The following is a 17008-nucleotide window of genomic DNA, read 5'->3' as shown; positions in this document are numbered from 1 at the left end:
TTCACCGGATAACAAGTGGGCACTGGTCGGTACCCCACTAAAACGCCGGCTGAATCAGCCGACCGTGCCATGGATCTGCGGGCGGTGCATGTCAAGGTACTTGTCGCCTGATTTAGGCGGTCATTGATCGTTTATCCATACACTTGGTGAAGGCATCCAGGCCGCGCCTGCCGTGTGGTGGACTTGCCGCGCAGCAGTTGGTACTACGTGAAGCGTGGCCGGCCGGCGGCTGATGATCCGGTGATCGAGGCCTTTTTGCGCGATTGTGTGTCGCGTCGTCCTCGGCGGGGCCTTCATAAATGCTTTATGCGCGCACGGCGAGCAGGCCATCGATGGAACCACAAACGGGTGTATCGGGTGTACAAGCAGCTTGGCCTGAACCTGCGTCGCAGGGTCAAGCATCGTCTGCCTGCCAGGGTCCAACAGCCCCTGGTAGCCCCATTGGCGCCAGACCAAGGCTGGTCGATGGATTTCACGAGCGACCGCCTGACCAACGGTCGTAGTGTAAGCCTCCCCCGCAGTTGGACGCTGATGTGTGGAAGTTGCTGGCTGTACTTCTGAGTCTAAGCCAACGCCACACCAGACCTCACGACAATTTCTGGTTGCCTAACAGAAATTGCTGCCCATCCCCTCTCTCCTCCAAAGAAAAAGGCGCCGAAGCGCCTTTTTCATCTGCAACCTGTGATCTTGCCGATCATTCCCACTCGATGGTGGCAGGCGGTTTGCCGCTGATGTCGTAGACGACGCGGGAGACGCCGCGCAGTTCGTTGATGATGCGGTTGGAGACCCGGCCCAGGAATTCGTAGGGCAGATGCGCCCAGTGGGCGGTCATGAAGTCGATGGTCTCGACGGCACGCAGGGCGATCACCCATTCGTAGGCACGGGCATCACCGACGACGCCGACGGACTTGACCGGCAGGAAGACGGCGAAGGCCTGGCTGGTCTTGTCGTAGAGATCGGCCTTGCGCAGTTCCTCGATAAAGATCGCATCGGCACGGGCCAGCAGTTCGGCGTACTCACGCTTCACTTCGCCGAGAATCCGAACGCCCAGACCCGGACCGGGGAACGGATGGCGATAGACCATCTCCCGCGGCAGGCCGAGCTCGACACCGAGACGACGGACTTCGTCCTTGAACAACTCGCGCAAGGGCTCGACCAGACCCAGCTTCATATGCTCGGGCAGGCCGCCGACGTTGTGGTGGCTCTTGATGACATGGGCCTTGCCGGTTTTGCTGCCGGCGGACTCGATGACGTCGGGGTAGATGGTGCCCTGGGCCAGCCAGCGGGCATTGCTGAGCTTCTGCGATTCTTCGTCGAAGATCTCGACGAAGAGGTTGCCGATGATCTTTCGCTTGGCTTCCGGGTCGGCGACGCCTTCCAGGGCCTTGAAGTAGCGGTCGGCGGCATTGATGCGGATGACCTTGACGCCCAGCGACTCGGCGAACATGGCCATGACCTGGTCGCCTTCCTGCCAGCGCAGCAGGCCGGTATCGACAAAGACGCAGGTCAGCTGCTTGCCGATGGCCCGGTGCAGCAGCGCCGCGACGACAGAAGAATCGACACCGCCGGACAGGCCGAGAATGACTTCATCGCTGCCGACCTGCTCGCGGACGCGGGCAATCTGGTCTTCGATGATATGTTCGGCCGTCCACAGGGTCTCGCAACCGCAAATGGCGGTGACGAACCGGCTCAGCAGGGCCTGGCCCTGGCGGGTGTGGGTGACTTCCGGATGGAACTGCACGCCGTACCAGCGACGCTTCTCGTCGGCCATGGCGGCCACCGGAATGCGGTCGGTGGTGGCGGTGATCTGGAAACCCGGGGGCACCGCGGCGACATGGTCGCCATGGCTCATCCAGACATCCAGACGGCTTTCACCCGGCACGTCGGTAAGGCCGCCCAGCAAGGTGTCGATGATCTCGACCTGGACCTGGGCATGGCCGAATTCACGCTGATCGGCCGCCTCGGTCCTGCCGCCCAGCTGGGCCGCCAGAGTCTGCATGCCGTAGCAGATGCCGAGGATGGGCACGCCGCTGTCGAACACTTCTTGGGGCGCCTTGGGGGCATCGTCCTGGGTCGTCGATTCGGGACCGCCGGAAAGAATGATGCCGCGAGGGTTGAAGGCAGCGATTTCGGCCGGGTCATGATCCCAGGCCCAGATTTCGCAATAGACGCCTATTTCGCGGATCCGGCGGGCGATCAGCTGGGTGTACTGGGCACCGAAGTCGAGTATGAGAATCTTGTCGCTATGGATGTCGGTCATGGAGTCCGGCCGAATAAGTGCAGGCGAAGGGCCTGGCAACTGGAAGAAAAGTGGGACGGCACGGCCCGGAAGCCGGAGCCTTGCCGTCATGCGCCCTGCCCGGCTTACTTCAGGCTGTAGTTGGGTGCTTCCTTGGTGATCTGGATATCATGCGGATGAGCTTCCAGCACGCCGTTGCCAGTCACCTTGACGAACTGCGCCTTCTTGCGCACGTCCTCGATGGTGGCCGCGCCCAGATAACCCATGGAGGCACGCAGACCGCCCATCAGTTGGTGGACGATATTGCGCAGCGGGCCGCGATACGGGACACGACCTTCGATGCCTTCCGGCACCAGCTTGTCGGCATCGGCCTCGTCCTGGAAGTAGCGGTCCTTCGAGCCCAGCGCCATCGCGCCCAGCGAACCCATGCCGCGGTAGCTCTTGTAGGAGCGACCCTGAAACAGTTCGACTTCGCCCGGCGACTCTTCGGTGCCGGCAAACATCGAGCCCAGCATCACGGTGGAGGCACCGGCGGCGATGGCCTTGGGGATGTCGCCCGAATAACGGATGCCGCCATCGGCGATCAGCGGAATTTCGTCCTGCAGGGCATTGGCGACCATGTCGATGGCGGTCAGCTGCGGCACGCCGATGCCGGTCACCACCCGGGTGGTGCAGATTGAGCCAGGGCCCACGCCGACCTTGACGGCATCGACGCCAGCATCGCGCAGCGCCTTGGCGGCATCGGCCGTGACGATATTGCCGGCCACGACCTGGACCTGCGGGTAATGCTTCTTGACCCAGGCGGCACGCTCGATCACGCCCTGGGAATGACCGTGGGCGGTATCGACCACCAGTACGTCCACGCCGGCGGCGACCAGGCCTTCGACGCGTGCTTCGGTATCGCCGCCGACGCCGACGGCGGCACCGACCAGCAGGCCGCCATTGGCATCCTTGGCCGCGAAGGGATTGTCGCGTGCCTTCTGCATATCCTTGACGGTAATCAGGCCGCGCAGCTCGAAACCGTCGTTGACGACCAGCACCTTCTCGATACGGTGCTGATGCAGCAGCTGCTGGATTTCTTCGTGGCTGGCGCCTTCGCGCACGGTGACCAGCTTGTCTTCGCGGGTCATGATATTGCGGACCGGATCTTCCGGGCGCTTTTCGAAACGCAGATCGCGACTGGTCACGATGCCGACCAGACGGCCACCCTCGACGACGGGCACGCCGGAGATGTTCTGAGCGCGGGTCAGCTGCATGACGTCGCGGATCGAGGTGTCCGGGCCCACGGTGAACGGGCTGCGGATGACGCCGGCCTCGAACTTCTTGACCTTGGCCACTTCGGCGGCCTGCTGGGTAGCGGTCAGATTCTTGTGGATGATGCCGATGCCGCCGCACTGGGCCATGGTGATGGCGAGGCGGGCTTCGGTGACCGTATCCATGGCTGCCGAGATGATCGGAATATTCAGCTGGATGCCGCGGGTCAGGCGGGTGGACGTGTCCACATCGCGCGGCAATACGGTGGAATGGGCGGGGACCAGATAGACGTCATCATAGGTGAGCGCCTCGGCGAGGATACGCATGTCTTTAACCACTCGCAAAGAGGAGATTGTACGCGACCTCGCCCCGACGGGCCAGCACCTGCGGCCGGGTGCGACGTGCTGACGTGCCCCCGACCGGAATGTGCTTCGGACTCAGCCGGCGTCAGCCATCTCGGCTGCTTCCAGGGTGTTTTCGATCAGGGTGGCCACGGTCATCGGACCGACACCGCCCGGCACCGGCGTGATCCAGCCAGCGCGCTCGGCAGCGGTCTCGAATTCCACGTCGCCGACCAGACGGCCGTCATCCAGCCGGTTGATGCCGACATCAACCACCACGGCACCGGGCTTGATCCACTCGCCCTTGACCAGACCAGGCTTGCCGACCGCGACCACTACGATGTCGGCGCGGCGGACATGCGCTTCCAGGTCAGGAGTGAAGCGATGGCATGAAGTCGTGGTCGCACCGGCGATCAGCAGTTCCAGACCCAGCGGGCGGCCGACATGATTGGAGACCCCGACAATGACGGCATGCTTGCCGCGCACCGGCTGGTCGGTATGGCCCAGCAAAGTCATGACACCCTTCGGGGTGCAGGGACGCAAACCGAAACGGCGCAGCGCCAGCCGGCCGATATTGATGGCCTGGAAGCCGTCAACATCCTTGCTCGGGTCGATCCGGTCGACCAGGGCATCCTCGTCGATATGAGGCGGCAGCGGCGACTGAACAAGAATGCCATGCACGTCCGGATCGGCATTGAGGCGGTCGATCAGTGCGAACAACTCGTCCTGCGGGGTTTCGGCCGGCAGGTCAAAGCCGAAGGAGTTGAAGCCGACCTGGTCGCAGGCCCGCCGCTTGTTGCGGACATAGACCGCCGAAGCCGGGTCGCTTCCGACCAGGATCACGGCCAGACCCGGCGTGCGCAGCCCTTGCTCTTGACGGGCCGCGACACGGCCGGCGATCTGATCCAGGAGTTCATTGGCAATACGCTTGCCGTCAAGAATGCGTGCAGTCATCGGAGCCGGAGATAATCAACAAAGGCTGATTATCCTCTGTCCGGTGACTCGGGCACAAATGGCGATGCTTGAGCGATCGGATCGAGACGCCGCCGCGCCCGCCCTTGCGTTCGGCGGTCAGGCGCTGGCGCAACTCGCGGCAAGATCACGATGGCCCTCGAAGTGCGCGCCGATGCCGCAGCCCGGGCAGTCCGGGTCGCGCGGCAGGCGCGTGCTGCGGAACTGCATGCCCAGGGCATCGAACTGCAGCAGCCGGCCGACCAGCGGCTCTCCGATCTCCAATACCAGTTTGAGCGCCTCGGTGGCCTGCAGCAGACCGACGATGCCGGGCAGCACGCCCAGCACACCCGCCTCGCTGCAATTGGGCGCGGCCTCCGGCGGCGGCGGGTCCGGGAACAGGCAGCGATAACAGGGTGCGTCCTCACGGCGCGGATCAAACACGCTGACCTGACCGCTGAAACGCTCGACCGCGCCATAGACCAGCGGAATGCCCAGTCGCCGGGTCGCCGCGGTCAGCAGGTAGCGGGCCGGGAAATTGTCGGCCCCATCGATGACCACGTCATGACCCGCGATCAGCTCCTCGACATTGCCGGCATCCAGACGGGTGGTATGGATGTCGACCTGGATGGTCGGGTTCAATGCCAGCAGCGCCGCCCTGGCCGACTCGGTCTTGGCCATGCCGACCCGGGCATCGGCGTGGATCACCTGACGGTGCAGATTGGAACGCTCGACCACGTCATCATCGACCAGGGTCAGTCGCCCCACCCCGGCGGCGGCCAGATACAGCGCGGCCGGTGAACCCAGGCCGCCTGCACCCAGCAGCAGGATGCAGGCATCGGCCAGACGGGCCTGGCCGGCTTCGCCGACCTGTTCCAGCCGCAACTGGCGGGCGTAGCGTTGCCGGGCATCGGCGTCGAGCAGACCACGGCTGATGGGAAGACCCTCGGCCTTCCAGCGATTCAGGCCGCCCTGTACCGAGCTGACGCGGGCATAACCCATCCGCTGCAGGGCTTCGGCAGCGAACAGCGAACGTGTGCCACTGCCGCAGATCAGCAGCAATTCGCGCTCACGATCAGGCTCCAGCTGCTCGATCTGCAGCTCCAGGAAGCCTCGAGACAGACCGCTGGCCCCCGTGGGCATGCCGCTGGCGCGCTCATCGTCCTCGCGCACATCCAGCAGCAAGGCGCCCTGCACCTGCCGCTGCAAGGCCTCGGCCGGGGGGATTTCGGAAACATGGTCGCGCAGCTGGTTCAGCCAGCCGGCCAGATCGGTGGGCGTGCTCATGGTCGCCAAGCTTAGACCCGCCGACAAGGACTTGCCAGCGCTGTGCAAGCAAGATCCAGCCGCTACACTGCAACCATGTCATCACCTCTACAGCTACTCGGCCGCGCTGTCCGCCAACCGCTGCGGCAGTGGGTTCGCACGGCGTTCCCGCGTGAACCGGTCGGCGCCATCGACTACGAACAGCCCATCGGCGATCCGGGACTGTTCGGACCGGAAAGCGTGATCTGGAAGATCCATGCCGATTTTGCAGGCATGCTGGCCGGCGGTCTTTCCGCTCTGATCCTGCAGACCCTGCATCCGGCGGCGCTGGCCGGGGTCTACGATCATTCCAATTTTCGCCATGATCTGGTCGGGCGACTGCGGCGGACCACGGCCTTTGTCGGCGCGACGACTTATGCGCCCACCCGCGCGGCGCAACAGATGATACGGCGGGTACGGACCATCCATCGTCAGGTCAAGGGCTTCACTACCGACGGCCAGCCTTATGCTGCCGATGATCCCGCCCTGCTGACCTGGGTACATGTCACCGAGGTCAGCAGTTTTCTGCAAGGTTATCGCCGTTATGGCCGGCACGATCTGCCCGCCGCGGCCATCGATCGCTATTTTGACGAAAGCCGCCGCATCGCCGAGGCGCTGGGTGCCACCGATGTCCCGGCTTCGCTGGCCGAGGTCGAGGCCTATCTGCAGGCCATCCAGCCTCAGCTGCGCTTCGATGCCCGATCGCGCGAGGTGCTGGATGTGCTGACCCGGATCCAGCTGCCGGTGCCGCTGGCCGGCCCTTCCCGGGAATTGTTCCTTGGCGCCGGTGTCGCCCTGCTTCCGGACTGGGCCCTGGCCCGGCTGGATCATCCGGCCCTGTCCCGGACCCGCGCCCGCTGGACCAGCCATGCTCTGCAGCAGATGGCGCCCTGGTTCCGCGGCGCGCTCACCGATGGGGTGGCCGCCAAGGCCTGCCGCCGGATGGGCGTATCGCCCACCATCCTGCAGCAATGGCCGGCCTGATGCGGCAACGACCACGAATCACGCCGGGCGTGCCGACTTGAAGCGGCCGTCCCTGGCCCGAAGCGGCCTGCAGACCATGATGGTGCTGGGCCTGCGATTGTTGACCCAGGCCTGCAGCCTGATGCTGGCCATGCGTCTGTTCGGGCCCGGCCTGTACGGCAATGTCGCCTCCGCCAGCTCCCTGGCCGTGGTGCTTGGCGTGCTGCCCAATCTGGGTGCCGGCACCTTGCTGATGCGCCGGATCGCGCTGGAGCCCCAGGCCCCGGCCGATGTGTGGCGCTATGCCTGGCCCCAGCACCTGCTGCTGGGCCTGGGCCTGACCGTGATCTACGTGCGGCTGGCGCCGGCCATCAGTGGCGCCGGACTGATCCCTACGGCCTGCTGGGCCGGCTTTGCCCTGACCGAGATCGTGCTCAGTCCGTTGATCGTGCAACTCAGCATGACACTGCAGGCTCTGGAGCGCGTTCCCCTGGGTCAGCTGCTGCAGATCATGCCCTTGCTGCTGCGGGTACTGGCGATGGCAGCCTGTTTTGGCCTGCCTCCCGGCCACCGCCTGCAGGGCTATGTCGCCTTGCAGTGCGTGGCGGCCCTGATCGGTCTGGCGCTGGCGTTGCAGGTGGTCAGTCGCCACGTTCGGCTGAACTGGCGGCCACGCCGGCCACGCGGTTCCGAGCTGCGAGACGGGACGGCCTATGCCGCGCTGAACATGGTCAGCGCCAATACCATGGAGCTGGACAAGGTATTGGCCCTGCATGCCACCGGAGCCATGGCGGCAGGCCTGTATGCCAGTGCCTCGCGCATCGTGTTTGCGGGCACCATGCCGATGATCGGCCTGCTGCTGGCGGCCCAACCCCGCCTGTTCCGCCACGCGGCCACGGATCAGGCCGGGCTGCGCCAACTGGCCTGGCGGCTGGCACTGAGCTGTCTGCTGCTGGGCAGCCTGCTGGCCGCCGCACTGCGTCTGGTGGCGCCATGGCTGATCCAGGTGTTCGGCCCTGCCTTTGCCGGACTGGACACCCTGCTGCCGATGATGGCCTGGGTGATCCCCGCGATGAGCCTGCATCTGATGGCCGCCCAGACCTTGGTCAGCATCGGGCCGCCGGGTCGCCGGTTGATCTACGATCTGGCCGGCCTGCTGGGTCTGGCCGTCCTGATGCTGCCGCTGGGCCACCGACTGGGAGCCCCCGGTCTGGGCTGGGCCTTGCTGTTGAACGAGTCCCTGATGGCCGCGATCGGCTGGTCCTGGGTCTTGCTGGAACTGCGACGGCGGGTTGATCATCGAGCCCATTGAACAGCTGTCGTGCTGGATCAGGCCGGCGGGCCGCCCATTCGCCCGCGCAGACCATCCCGGACCCCGCGAAACAGCATCCGGAGCGAAGCCAGCCGCCGACTGGAAAATCCGCCGTAGACGTAGATCCGTCCCAGCAGAAACCTGGGCTGGTTCCATCGATACCATGTTGCGATATAAGGCCGCCGGATCAGCCAGATCGCGTTGCGGGCCTGGAAGTAAAGCCGCAACGGACTATGCTCGGTCAGGGTCCGCCAGCGCCCGGCCCAGACCCGCAACGGCCGCTCGCCCAGCTTGTGGTCGAGGGCGGCCGCGGCACAGACATGACAGGTGTAACCCTTGGCGCGCGCCCGATGGCACCACTCGATATCCACATAGTCGATAAACAGCTCATCGCGCATCAGCCCGACGGCGGCCAGCACCTTGGCGCGGATCAGACAGCCCGATGAAATCAACGCTCCCACCTCGAACAGAGGCATGCGCGCATCGGCGACCACTTCATGGCAGCGGCGACCATCATCGCTGAACACCTGAAAGCGGAACGGTCGGCCATTCACCGCATTGCTGAAACCCGGCCCCACCGCGGCCGGCGACTTTCCCTGCGCCAGCAGGCTCCGCTCCGCCTCCAGCAGTCGCACCACCATATCCTCGGCCGGCAGACTGTCCTGGTCGCTGAGCAGTACATGGCTGGCGCCGGCGGCCAACGCAGCGCGCAGGCCGATATTGAAACCCGTGGCGATACCCAGGTTGCAATGCTGGGACAGCAGGCTCAGGCCCGGCTGTCCCAGCCGGTCCGGGGACAGGCATGATTCGACCTCGCCCTCGCCGGGCGAGGTATTGTCGACGATCCAGACATGTTCGACCTGACTCTGCAGGCGCTGCAGCAACGCCTGCAAGTCGGCCCGATCAGGCCGCCAGGCCACCACCACGGCATGGACCCGTGTAGCGTCACTTGGCATCGGGGTCATGGCCCAGACCTTCGCGGATGCCCTGCCCCATCGCCCGCCATTGCGCGCGGCGACGTGGGTCGTACAGCAGGCACAGCAATGCGGTCAGGGCCAGCTTCAGCACGGCCCAGAATTTCCATACCGCCGGCACATAGGACCTTCGCAGCAGTCGTACCGTGTTTCGATACAGATAGGCATGCCGGGCCGGACTGCGATCGGGAAACAATCGCCAGCCCAGCAGCCAGATCCGCCGACCGCGCTCGCCCATGGCGTGATCGACCTGGACCCAGGGCACCCCCCAGAGTCCGGCGCCGGCCGCGCTCAGCCGGAACGAGAATTCGGTATCGACATGGTCGATAAACAGCCCGGACTCGAGGCCACCCACCTGCCGGAACAGACTCAGCGGCAGCAAGCTGCCACTGCCATTGAGGCTGGCGACCGGCACCGCGACCCGGCGATCGATGGAGGGCTGGCGCCTGATCCAGCGCAGGCCGTCGATGGCATGAAAGCCGTGATTCATGCCGCTGCCCGGATCGCGCAGCGCCGGCCCGACCATGCAAGGCACGCCGGAGGCCGCAGTGACCTCGTCCAGCGCGGCAAGCAACAGCGGCAAAGCCGTCACGGACCAATCGGTATCCTGATCCAGCAGCAGCAAACAAGTCGCGTCCGCTTGAGACCCCATTGCGGCGACCGCCCGATTGATGGCCTCGGCCAGCCCCATATTGTGATCCAGCCACAACAACTGCAGGTGCGGGTGGCGCTCGGCCAACTGTCGCAAGCCCTCCCGTTCGGCAGCCGTGGAGGCATTGTCGACCAGCCAGTGCCGGGCCACCCCGCTCAATGCCAACACCTGGCGCTCCAGCTGGACCGGATCGGGATGGAAGGTGACCGTCACCGCGATCACCCGGGCGTTATCGGCTTCAGTCATGCAGGTCCGGCTCCGTGACAGCAGCCGGCACAGCCATCGCCCTGCGCAGCCACTCGGCATAACGCGAAGCCACGGCATCCCAGCCGAAACGCGCGCGCAACAGCGGCTGGGCCGCGAGTACGGCAGTCTGCAGCCGCTCTCTGATCTGCAAGGCCAAAATCAGGTTGGCAGCCAGTGCCTCCGGATCACCGGGCGGCACCGTCAGTACCCCCTCCATGCCCTGATGCACATCGGCACAGGCCGGCAAATCCGAAACCACCACCGGACAGCCGCAGCCCAGAGCTTCGACCAGAACCAGGCCCAGCCCCTCCTGATCACCCGAGGCAGCCCGCACAAAGGGCGCCACAAAGACCTCGGCCGCTCGATAAAACTCCGGCAGCTCGTCACTGCGCCTGGCGCCCAGAAAATGGACCCGGCCAGCCAGGCCCAGACTCGTTGTCAGCGCCTGCCACGGCCCGCGCATCGGCCCCTCTCCGACAACGGTCAGGTCCAGACCGGGACGTTGCCGCAAAACGGCAGGCAAGGCCCGCAGCAGCACGTCCAGCCCTTTTTTCTCGACCAGCCGACCGACAAACAACAGGCCGCGACGCGGGAGAGCCGGATCCGGATGGAAGCGGCCAGCCAGATCCACGCCCATCGGCAACACCCCGATCCGGCCCGCCGGGCCGGCCAGGGCCTGCATGGGGGCGCGCATGGCGCGACTGACCACGGCCAAGGCCCGGGCCTTTTGCGCGACCCTGGCTTTCACAAGCCGGAAGATCGCGCCCCGCAGCCCATAAAGATCACCGCCATGCGAGGTCACCGCATAGGCCGCAGGTGCCGCCAGTGCCGCTGCCAGGCCCTGGGGAAACAGCCAATGGGCATGGATCAGCGCTGGCTGGAAGCGTCGTCGCAAGCGCGCCGCCTGCCAGCACTGGGCCAGCAGAAAACCGGGCACCAGAGCCAGCTTCCAACCGTGGCGCCGCAGATTGGCGACAATGCCGCCGCCATGGACCAGGGTCTGCCAGACCTCGGGGGCATAGCGATACCGGAATACATGCACCCCATCCATGATCTCTTCGCGCGCAGCACCGGCGGCATGAGGCGTACCGACCACGATCTCGAAATCATCGACCAGCCGGCTGCATAGCGCGTGCACAAAGCCCGGCTCGTGATCATCGCGCCAGCGCGGATAGGTCGAGGCCAGCACCAGCAGGCGCGGGCGCGATTCAGCCATCGCGGCGGTACGTCAAGGCGGTGATCTGCTCGGAAACCAGTCCGATCAGAAAGATGATCACCGAAGCGCTCCACAGCAGAGTGCTGCCATTGGTCAATCGCCCCGAATGCAGATAGGTCCACAGATAGTTGACGCAACCCAATCCGAAAAATACCACGGCTGCCGGTGCGAACAGCTTCAAGGGCGAATACAGGGTCGCGATCTTGAAAATGATCAGCAGAAAGCGGATGCCGTCGCGCAGTGGCCGGATATGGCTGCGCCCGATCCGCTGCGCCGCCTTGATCGGCACATAGGCCACCGGGTAGGCGCTGCGGAAAAAAGCCATCGTGCTGGTGGTCGGATAGGAGAAACCATTCGGCAGCAGATGCAGGAACTCCCTGAAACGCTCGGCCCGCACTGCCCGGAAGCCCGAGGTCAGATCGTCCACCCGATGGCCGGTCATGCACGAGGCCAGCCAGTTGTAGAAACTGTTGGCCAGTCCGCGGCCGACCCCGGCCTGGCTGCTCCAGTCACGAGCGCCCACCGCCATGTCATAGCCCTGCTCCAGAACGTCGAGCAGCCTGGCCACATCGGCAGGGTCATGCTGACCATCGGCATCCATGAATACCAGAATATCGCCGCGGGCATGCCTTGCCCCGCGTTTGATCGCAGCCCCGTTGCCCATCGAATACGGCGAGCTCAGACAGGTCACGCCGTGCGCGCGGCACAATTCCACGGTCTGGTCGGTGGAGCCGTCATCCACCACGATCACCTCCGCCTCGGGCTGGGCCGCACGCAGCCGTGGCAGCAGATCGCGCAGGGCCGCCGCTTCGTTCTTGGCGGGAAGGATAAGACTGAGTCGACTCAAGACAGCTCCGTAAGACTGGAATGGGCTTTGCAGGACACCGGCTCAGCCGGATTCCTGCGCGGCAAGCGCCGAATCATCTGCGCTGAGCGGGGTGATACGCAAGCGCTGAATGCGCGCGCCCTGCATGGTCAGCACCTCGAATACCAGCGCGCCGACCGTCAGATGGTCGCCGACTTTGGGCAGACGGCCCAGATGCTGAAGCACATAGCCGGCCAGACTGGAAAAATCCGCGGCACCATCCTGGCTCAGAGCATGCCCGCTGAGCTGTTCAAACCGGCGCAGGTCCAGACTCGCGTCAACCTGCCAGCTGCCATCCGGCTCGCCTTGCGACGAGCCGCCTTCCGCCGGATCAGGATCGGCAAAACCGCCGGCGATACAGGCCAGCACATCCGATGGCGTGACCAGTCCCAGCACGCTGCCGTATTCATCCACGACCAGAGCCACCTGCAGACGGGCCTTGCGAAAGACCTCGATCAGCCGCAGCACGCTCATCGAGGCCGGCACGCTGAGCGGCGTGCGCAGCACCGGTGCCAGTGCTGCGGGCGCCGGGCCCAACAACTGGCCCAGCAGATCCCGGACCGAGGCAATGCCTTGCAGCCGATCCAGGTCGCCCTCCGCCACCGGCAGCCATTGATGCGGAGAGGCCCTGACTTCGTCCAGTTGCACACTCAACGGGTCCGAGGGATCGAGCCAGCTGATGCCGGTACGCGGCGTCATGATGGAGCGCACCGGGCGCTGGGCCAGATCCAGCACCTCACGGACCATGCCCAGCTCATCCTTGCCAAATACCGGTGCGGCGGCGGTCAGGTCCTCGATCTCGCTGCCACCGGCTTCGCGGACATGGCCGACGCCAAGCAGTCGCAATACGGCCAGAGAGGTACGATCCCGCAGACTGCGGGCGCCAGCCAGCAGGCTGCGCCGCCGGTTGCGGCGCATGGCTTGATTGAATGCCTCGATCAGGATGGAAAAACCGATCGCGCTGTACAGGTAACCCTTGGGAATGGTGTAACCGAAACCTTCCGCAACGAGGCTGAGTCCGATCATCAGCAGGAAGGAAAGGCACAGGATCACCACCGTGGGGCGACTGTTGACGAAGTTGGCCAGCGGCTTGCTGGCGAAAATCATCAGTATCATCGCCAGCACCACGGCCAGCATCATCATCGACAAGTGCTCGGACATGCCGACCGCGGTGATCACCGAGTCCAGCGAGAACACCGCGTCCAGCGCCACCACCTGCGCCACCACCAGCCAGAACCTGGCCTCGGGAGCAGCCTTGCCCTCATGACTGTCATCGGCCTCGATCCGCTCGTGCAGTTCCAGGGTCGATTTGAACAACAGGAAGATGCCGCCCAGCACCAGGGCGATATCGCGCCAGGACAAGGACAGCCCGTGCCAGCTGATCACCGGCGTCGTCAGCCGGACCAGCCAGGACATCGCCGACAGCAGCAGCAGACGCATCCCCAGCGCCAGGGACAAGCCCAGAACCCGTGCCTTGTCGCGTTGACCCACCCGCAACTTATCGGTCAGGATGGCGACGAAGACCAGATTGTCGATGCCGAGAACGATCTCCAGCACGATCAAGGTCAGCAATCCGGCCCAGGCCGTAGGGTTCGATAACCAATCAAATGTAAACATGAGCTGCGCTTGCGCGCGGTGACCTCCATCCAGTGACAAGCCCCACTATACCCAGCCGTCGCGGTGCATGACACCAGCTGCCTGCATCTGCGCCTGCCGCCAAACCGCTTTTGGAACCCGCTTATCGTGCCAGACCCTGCCTTGCCCGCCATCCACCTGTCCGAACCGGCCCCGGGTGGGCCTGGCCCGACCCAGGCGCTTGTCTGCGTACTGACCTATTTCGGCCTGCAACTGGCCCTGAGTCTGCCGCTCTACCCCTTGCTGGGCTGGCTGCGCCGGCATCCTGCGGTGACCGCTCACGGCTGGGGACCGGACTTGCTGTTGTGGGCCACCTGTCTGGATCTGGGCATCGCCGGACTGATCATGCTGGGCGTGACGCGCAAGCTCTGGCCGCAAGCCTGGGCACGCGAAGGCAGCGACGGGCTGGGCTTTGCAGCCGCCGCTCCCCGGCAGTGGCTTGCAGGAGCGCTGGTCGGTCTGATCGTGATTCCGCTGCTGGGCAGCTGGCTGACCGAGTGGCTGGCGCATGGCCAGACCATTACCGAACAGATCGATGCCCTGATCACCGATGCCGGCCGCTGGGCCCGGATCCCCATCGTGCTGCTGACCGTGACCCTGGTGCCGGTGGTGGAGGAGACCCTGTTCCGGGGCGTGCTGCTGTCCGCCCTGCGCCAGCGCTTCCCGCGGGCCATGGCCGTGTGCCTGACCTCGGCCGCTTTCGCGCTGGCCCATCTCGGTTCATTCGATTACCAGTGGTATGCCTTGCCGGCCCTGGCCTTGTTTGCATGGGCGCTGGCCGAACTGCGGATTCGCAGCGGTTCGATCTGGCCGGGCGTCGCGGCCCATGCCTGCAACAATGCCGTGGCGATCATTGCGATCCTCGGCAGCCCGCACGCTGGCTGAGCTGATCCGACTGTCGTTTCAGCCCGTCATCGAGCGCAACAACCTCGCCGTTTCAAACAGCGGCAGGCCCATCACTCCGGAGTAACTGCCGTCGAGATGCTCGACAAAAGCGGCGGCGCGGCCCTGGATGGCATAACCACCGGCCTTGCCATAAGGCTCGCCGGTAGCCACATAGGCCCGTATCTCGGCCGACGTCAGCGCGGCGAACCGCACCAGCGACTGGCAGCATGCCGTACGCGCGCCCTGCGGCCCGAGCAGGTGCAGGCAGGAGACCACCTGGTGGGTGCGGTCGGAAAGTCGGGCCAGCATCGCGGCCGCGGCCTCCGCATCGGCCGGCTTGCCGAAGACCTGGTCATCCAGCACCACTTCGGTGTCCGCCGCCAGGATCCAGTCGTCATCGCTCCCGCGCTGCTCACGTCCGGCCCGGGCCTTGTCGGCGGCCACGCGGGCTACATAGGCGACAGCCGTCTCGGCGGGGTCGCGTACCTCGGGCACGTCGATATCCAGCACCTGGAAATCCAAGCCCAGCTGCTGCAGCAGCTGCGACCGACGTGGTGAACGGGAAGCGAGATAGAGCATGCAAGGATCTTGGCAGTGGACTGGGCGGTGACTTTGCAGGAAAAGTCACCGCCGGACCAGTCGGGGCGGAACTCAGGCCCGCATCGAACCGGTTTCGAGAAAGCGCTGATGCCAGGACAAGGCCTCGCCCAGCAGATGCGGCGTATGCTTGCCGCGGCTGTCCTGCAGCGCCCGCTGGAAATAATCCTGCAGCATCGGGCGATAGTCCGGATGGGCGCAATGCTCGATGATGGTCCTGGCGCGCTGCTTGGGCGAAAGCCCGCGCAGATCGGCCAGCCCCTGCTCGGTGACCAGAATCGCCACATCATGCTCGGTATGGTCGACATGACTGACCATCGGCACGATGCAGGAAATCGCCCCGCCCTTGGCGACGCTCGGCGTCACGAAGCAGGACAGCGAGCCGTTGCGGGCAAAGTCACCCGAACCGCCGATGCCGTTGATGATGCTGGTGCCGGCCACATGCGTGGAATTGATGTTGCCGTACAGATCACCCTCCACCATGCCGTTGATGCCAAGACAGCCCAGCCGACGGATCAGTTCGGCGTGATTGGAGATTTCCTGCGGCCGCAACAGCACCCGGCTGCGGTAATGATCGATCCGGTCGACGAACTCCTGCACCGCTTCAGGACTCAGCGACAAGGCCGTGGCCGAGGCAATGGTAATGGTGTCATCGCTCAGCAGCTCCAGCATGCCGTCCTGAATCACCTCGGTAAACGAGGTCAGCCCCGTGAACCCCCCCTCGCGCAGACCGGACAGTACCGCATTGGCGACATTGCCCACACCCGACTGCAGCGGCAGCAGATCGGGCGGCAGTCGGCCGTGCCGGATCTCGTGGCGGAAGAATTCCACCAGATGACCTGCAATCTTCTTCGAGATCGCATCCGGCGGCGTGAAATGTCCCAGCCGGTCGGGCGCATTCGATTCGACCACGGCCACGACCTTGGCCGGATCCACGCGCAGATAGGGCTCGCCGATGCGATCGCCCGGTGCGGTCAGCAGAATCGGCTTGCGATGCGGCGGCAGTGCGGTGCCGAAATAGATGTCATGCATGCCATCCAGGCCCAGCGGCTGCTGGCTGTTGACCTCGATGATGACCTTGTCGGCGATGTCCAGCCAGGTCTTGTTGTTGCCGATCGAGGTGGAAGGCACCAGTCGGCCATCCTCGAGAATGGTGGTCACCTCGATGACGGCGACGTCCATCTTGCCGTAAAAGCCCGACCATGCTTGTTGCGCAACATGGCCTAGATGGACGTCCATGTATTCGGCTTCGCCCTTGTTGATCTTGGCCCGCATGGTCGGGTCGGTATTGAACGGCAGACGGAAGCCGATACCGTCGACCCTGGCCAGCTCGCCATCCAGTTCCGGTGCGGTGGAAGCACCCGTCAGCACGTTGAGACTGAAGCGGTCGCCGCGGCCATGCGCCTCGCCGATGCGAGCGGCCAGCGCGGCGGGCACCACCTTGGGGTAGCCGGCGCCAGTGAAACCGCTCATGCCGACGACCATGCCGTCGCGGATGATTTCGGCGGCCTGCTCGGCCGACATCAGTTTGGATGCCAGAATACTGTTGCGAATACGCTCGGACACGATCGAC

Annotated in this window: 14 protein-coding genes; 3 read left to right on the top strand and 11 right to left on the bottom strand. The window is 65.0% G+C overall.

Annotation, left to right across the window (positions count from 1 at the left end; genetic code table 11):
- Positions 1-694: 694 nt before the first annotated feature.
- The 4 genes from guaA to moeB all read right to left on the bottom strand — a co-directional run bounded on the left by guaA (position 695) and on the right by moeB (position 6072).
- Complete coding sequence (guaA, locus tag FRAAU_RS07845; protein WP_014403008.1) at positions 695-2260, bottom strand: glutamine-hydrolyzing GMP synthase; 1566 nt, start codon at positions 2258-2260, stop codon at positions 695-697.
- A gap of 104 nt (positions 2261-2364) precedes the next feature.
- A complete protein-coding gene (gene guaB, locus FRAAU_RS07840) occupies positions 2365-3819 on the bottom strand; it encodes an IMP dehydrogenase (protein ID WP_014403007.1) in 1455 nt (484 codons plus the stop codon).
- 111 nt (positions 3820-3930) lie between these two features.
- Positions 3931-4788, bottom strand: coding sequence for a bifunctional methylenetetrahydrofolate dehydrogenase/methenyltetrahydrofolate cyclohydrolase FolD (gene folD, locus FRAAU_RS07835; RefSeq protein WP_014403006.1), 858 nt, complete (start codon positions 4786-4788; stop codon positions 3931-3933).
- Positions 4789-4905: 117 nt separating this feature from the next.
- Entirely contained in the window at positions 4906-6072 is a 1167-nt protein-coding gene (gene moeB / locus FRAAU_RS07830; RefSeq protein WP_041270463.1) for a molybdopterin-synthase adenylyltransferase MoeB, read from the bottom strand.
- A 75-nt stretch (positions 6073-6147) separates the two neighbouring features.
- On the opposite strand from moeB, the gene FRAAU_RS07825 reads away from it, so the two are divergent.
- Positions 6148-7074: an oxygenase MpaB family protein gene (locus FRAAU_RS07825; RefSeq protein WP_014403004.1), complete on the top strand. Its 927-nt coding sequence runs from the start codon at positions 6148-6150 to the stop codon at positions 7072-7074.
- A gap of 37 nt (positions 7075-7111) precedes the next feature.
- Positions 7112-8365 carry a lipopolysaccharide biosynthesis protein gene (locus tag FRAAU_RS07820; RefSeq protein WP_156803377.1) on the top strand — a complete coding sequence of 418 codons (1254 nt, stop codon included), beginning with the start codon at positions 7112-7114 and terminating at the stop codon, positions 8363-8365.
- A 17-nt stretch (positions 8366-8382) separates the two neighbouring features.
- On the opposite strand, the gene FRAAU_RS07815 is transcribed toward FRAAU_RS07820, so the two are convergent.
- From FRAAU_RS07815 to FRAAU_RS07795, 5 genes are read right to left on the bottom strand one after another with little or no spacing between them, the layout of a single operon-like run.
- Complete coding sequence (locus FRAAU_RS07815; RefSeq protein ID WP_014403002.1) at positions 8383-9330, bottom strand: glycosyltransferase family 2 protein; 948 nt, start codon at positions 9328-9330, stop codon at positions 8383-8385.
- Entirely contained in the window at positions 9311-10237 is a 927-nt protein-coding gene (locus tag FRAAU_RS07810; protein WP_014403001.1) for a glycosyltransferase, read from the bottom strand. Before FRAAU_RS07810 ends, FRAAU_RS07815 begins: the two co-directional genes overlap by 20 nt.
- A complete protein-coding gene (locus FRAAU_RS07805; RefSeq protein ID WP_014403000.1) occupies positions 10230-11453 on the bottom strand; it encodes a glycosyltransferase in 1224 nt (407 codons plus the stop codon). Before FRAAU_RS07805 ends, FRAAU_RS07810 begins: the two co-directional genes overlap by 8 nt.
- Positions 11446-12300 carry a glycosyltransferase family 2 protein gene (locus tag FRAAU_RS07800; RefSeq protein ID WP_014402999.1) on the bottom strand — a complete coding sequence of 285 codons (855 nt, stop codon included), beginning with the start codon at positions 12298-12300 and terminating at the stop codon, positions 11446-11448. Before FRAAU_RS07800 ends, FRAAU_RS07805 begins: the two co-directional genes overlap by 8 nt.
- A 42-nt stretch (positions 12301-12342) precedes the next feature.
- Positions 12343-13935 (bottom strand): TerC family protein, encoded by a 1593-nt coding sequence (locus FRAAU_RS07795; protein WP_014402998.1) that lies wholly within the window; start codon positions 13933-13935, stop codon positions 12343-12345.
- Between the two features lie 126 nt (positions 13936-14061).
- Here FRAAU_RS07795 and FRAAU_RS07790 point away from each other — a divergent pair, with 126 nt between their 5' ends.
- Positions 14062-14838 (top strand): CPBP family intramembrane glutamic endopeptidase, encoded by a 777-nt coding sequence (locus FRAAU_RS07790; protein ID WP_156803376.1) that lies wholly within the window; start codon positions 14062-14064, stop codon positions 14836-14838.
- A gap of 18 nt (positions 14839-14856) precedes the next feature.
- Here FRAAU_RS07790 and FRAAU_RS07785 read toward each other — a convergent pair whose 3' ends face one another.
- Entirely contained in the window at positions 14857-15417 is a 561-nt protein-coding gene (locus tag FRAAU_RS07785) for a Maf family protein (protein WP_014402996.1), read from the bottom strand.
- A gap of 72 nt (positions 15418-15489) precedes the next feature.
- Positions 15490-17004 (bottom strand): succinyl-CoA:acetate CoA-transferase ScpC, encoded by a 1515-nt coding sequence (gene scpC / locus FRAAU_RS07780; RefSeq protein ID WP_217176288.1) that lies wholly within the window; start codon positions 17002-17004, stop codon positions 15490-15492.
- Between the last annotated feature and the right edge of the window lie 4 nt (positions 17005-17008).

Origin of the sequence: Frateuria aurantia DSM 6220 (genome assembly GCF_000242255.2) — a bacterium.
GTDB classification, from domain to species: domain Bacteria; phylum Pseudomonadota; class Gammaproteobacteria; order Xanthomonadales; family Rhodanobacteraceae; genus Frateuria; species Frateuria aurantia.
The sequence above is the reverse complement of the archived record's forward strand: the minus strand, read 5'-3'. Positions and strand labels throughout refer to the sequence as shown.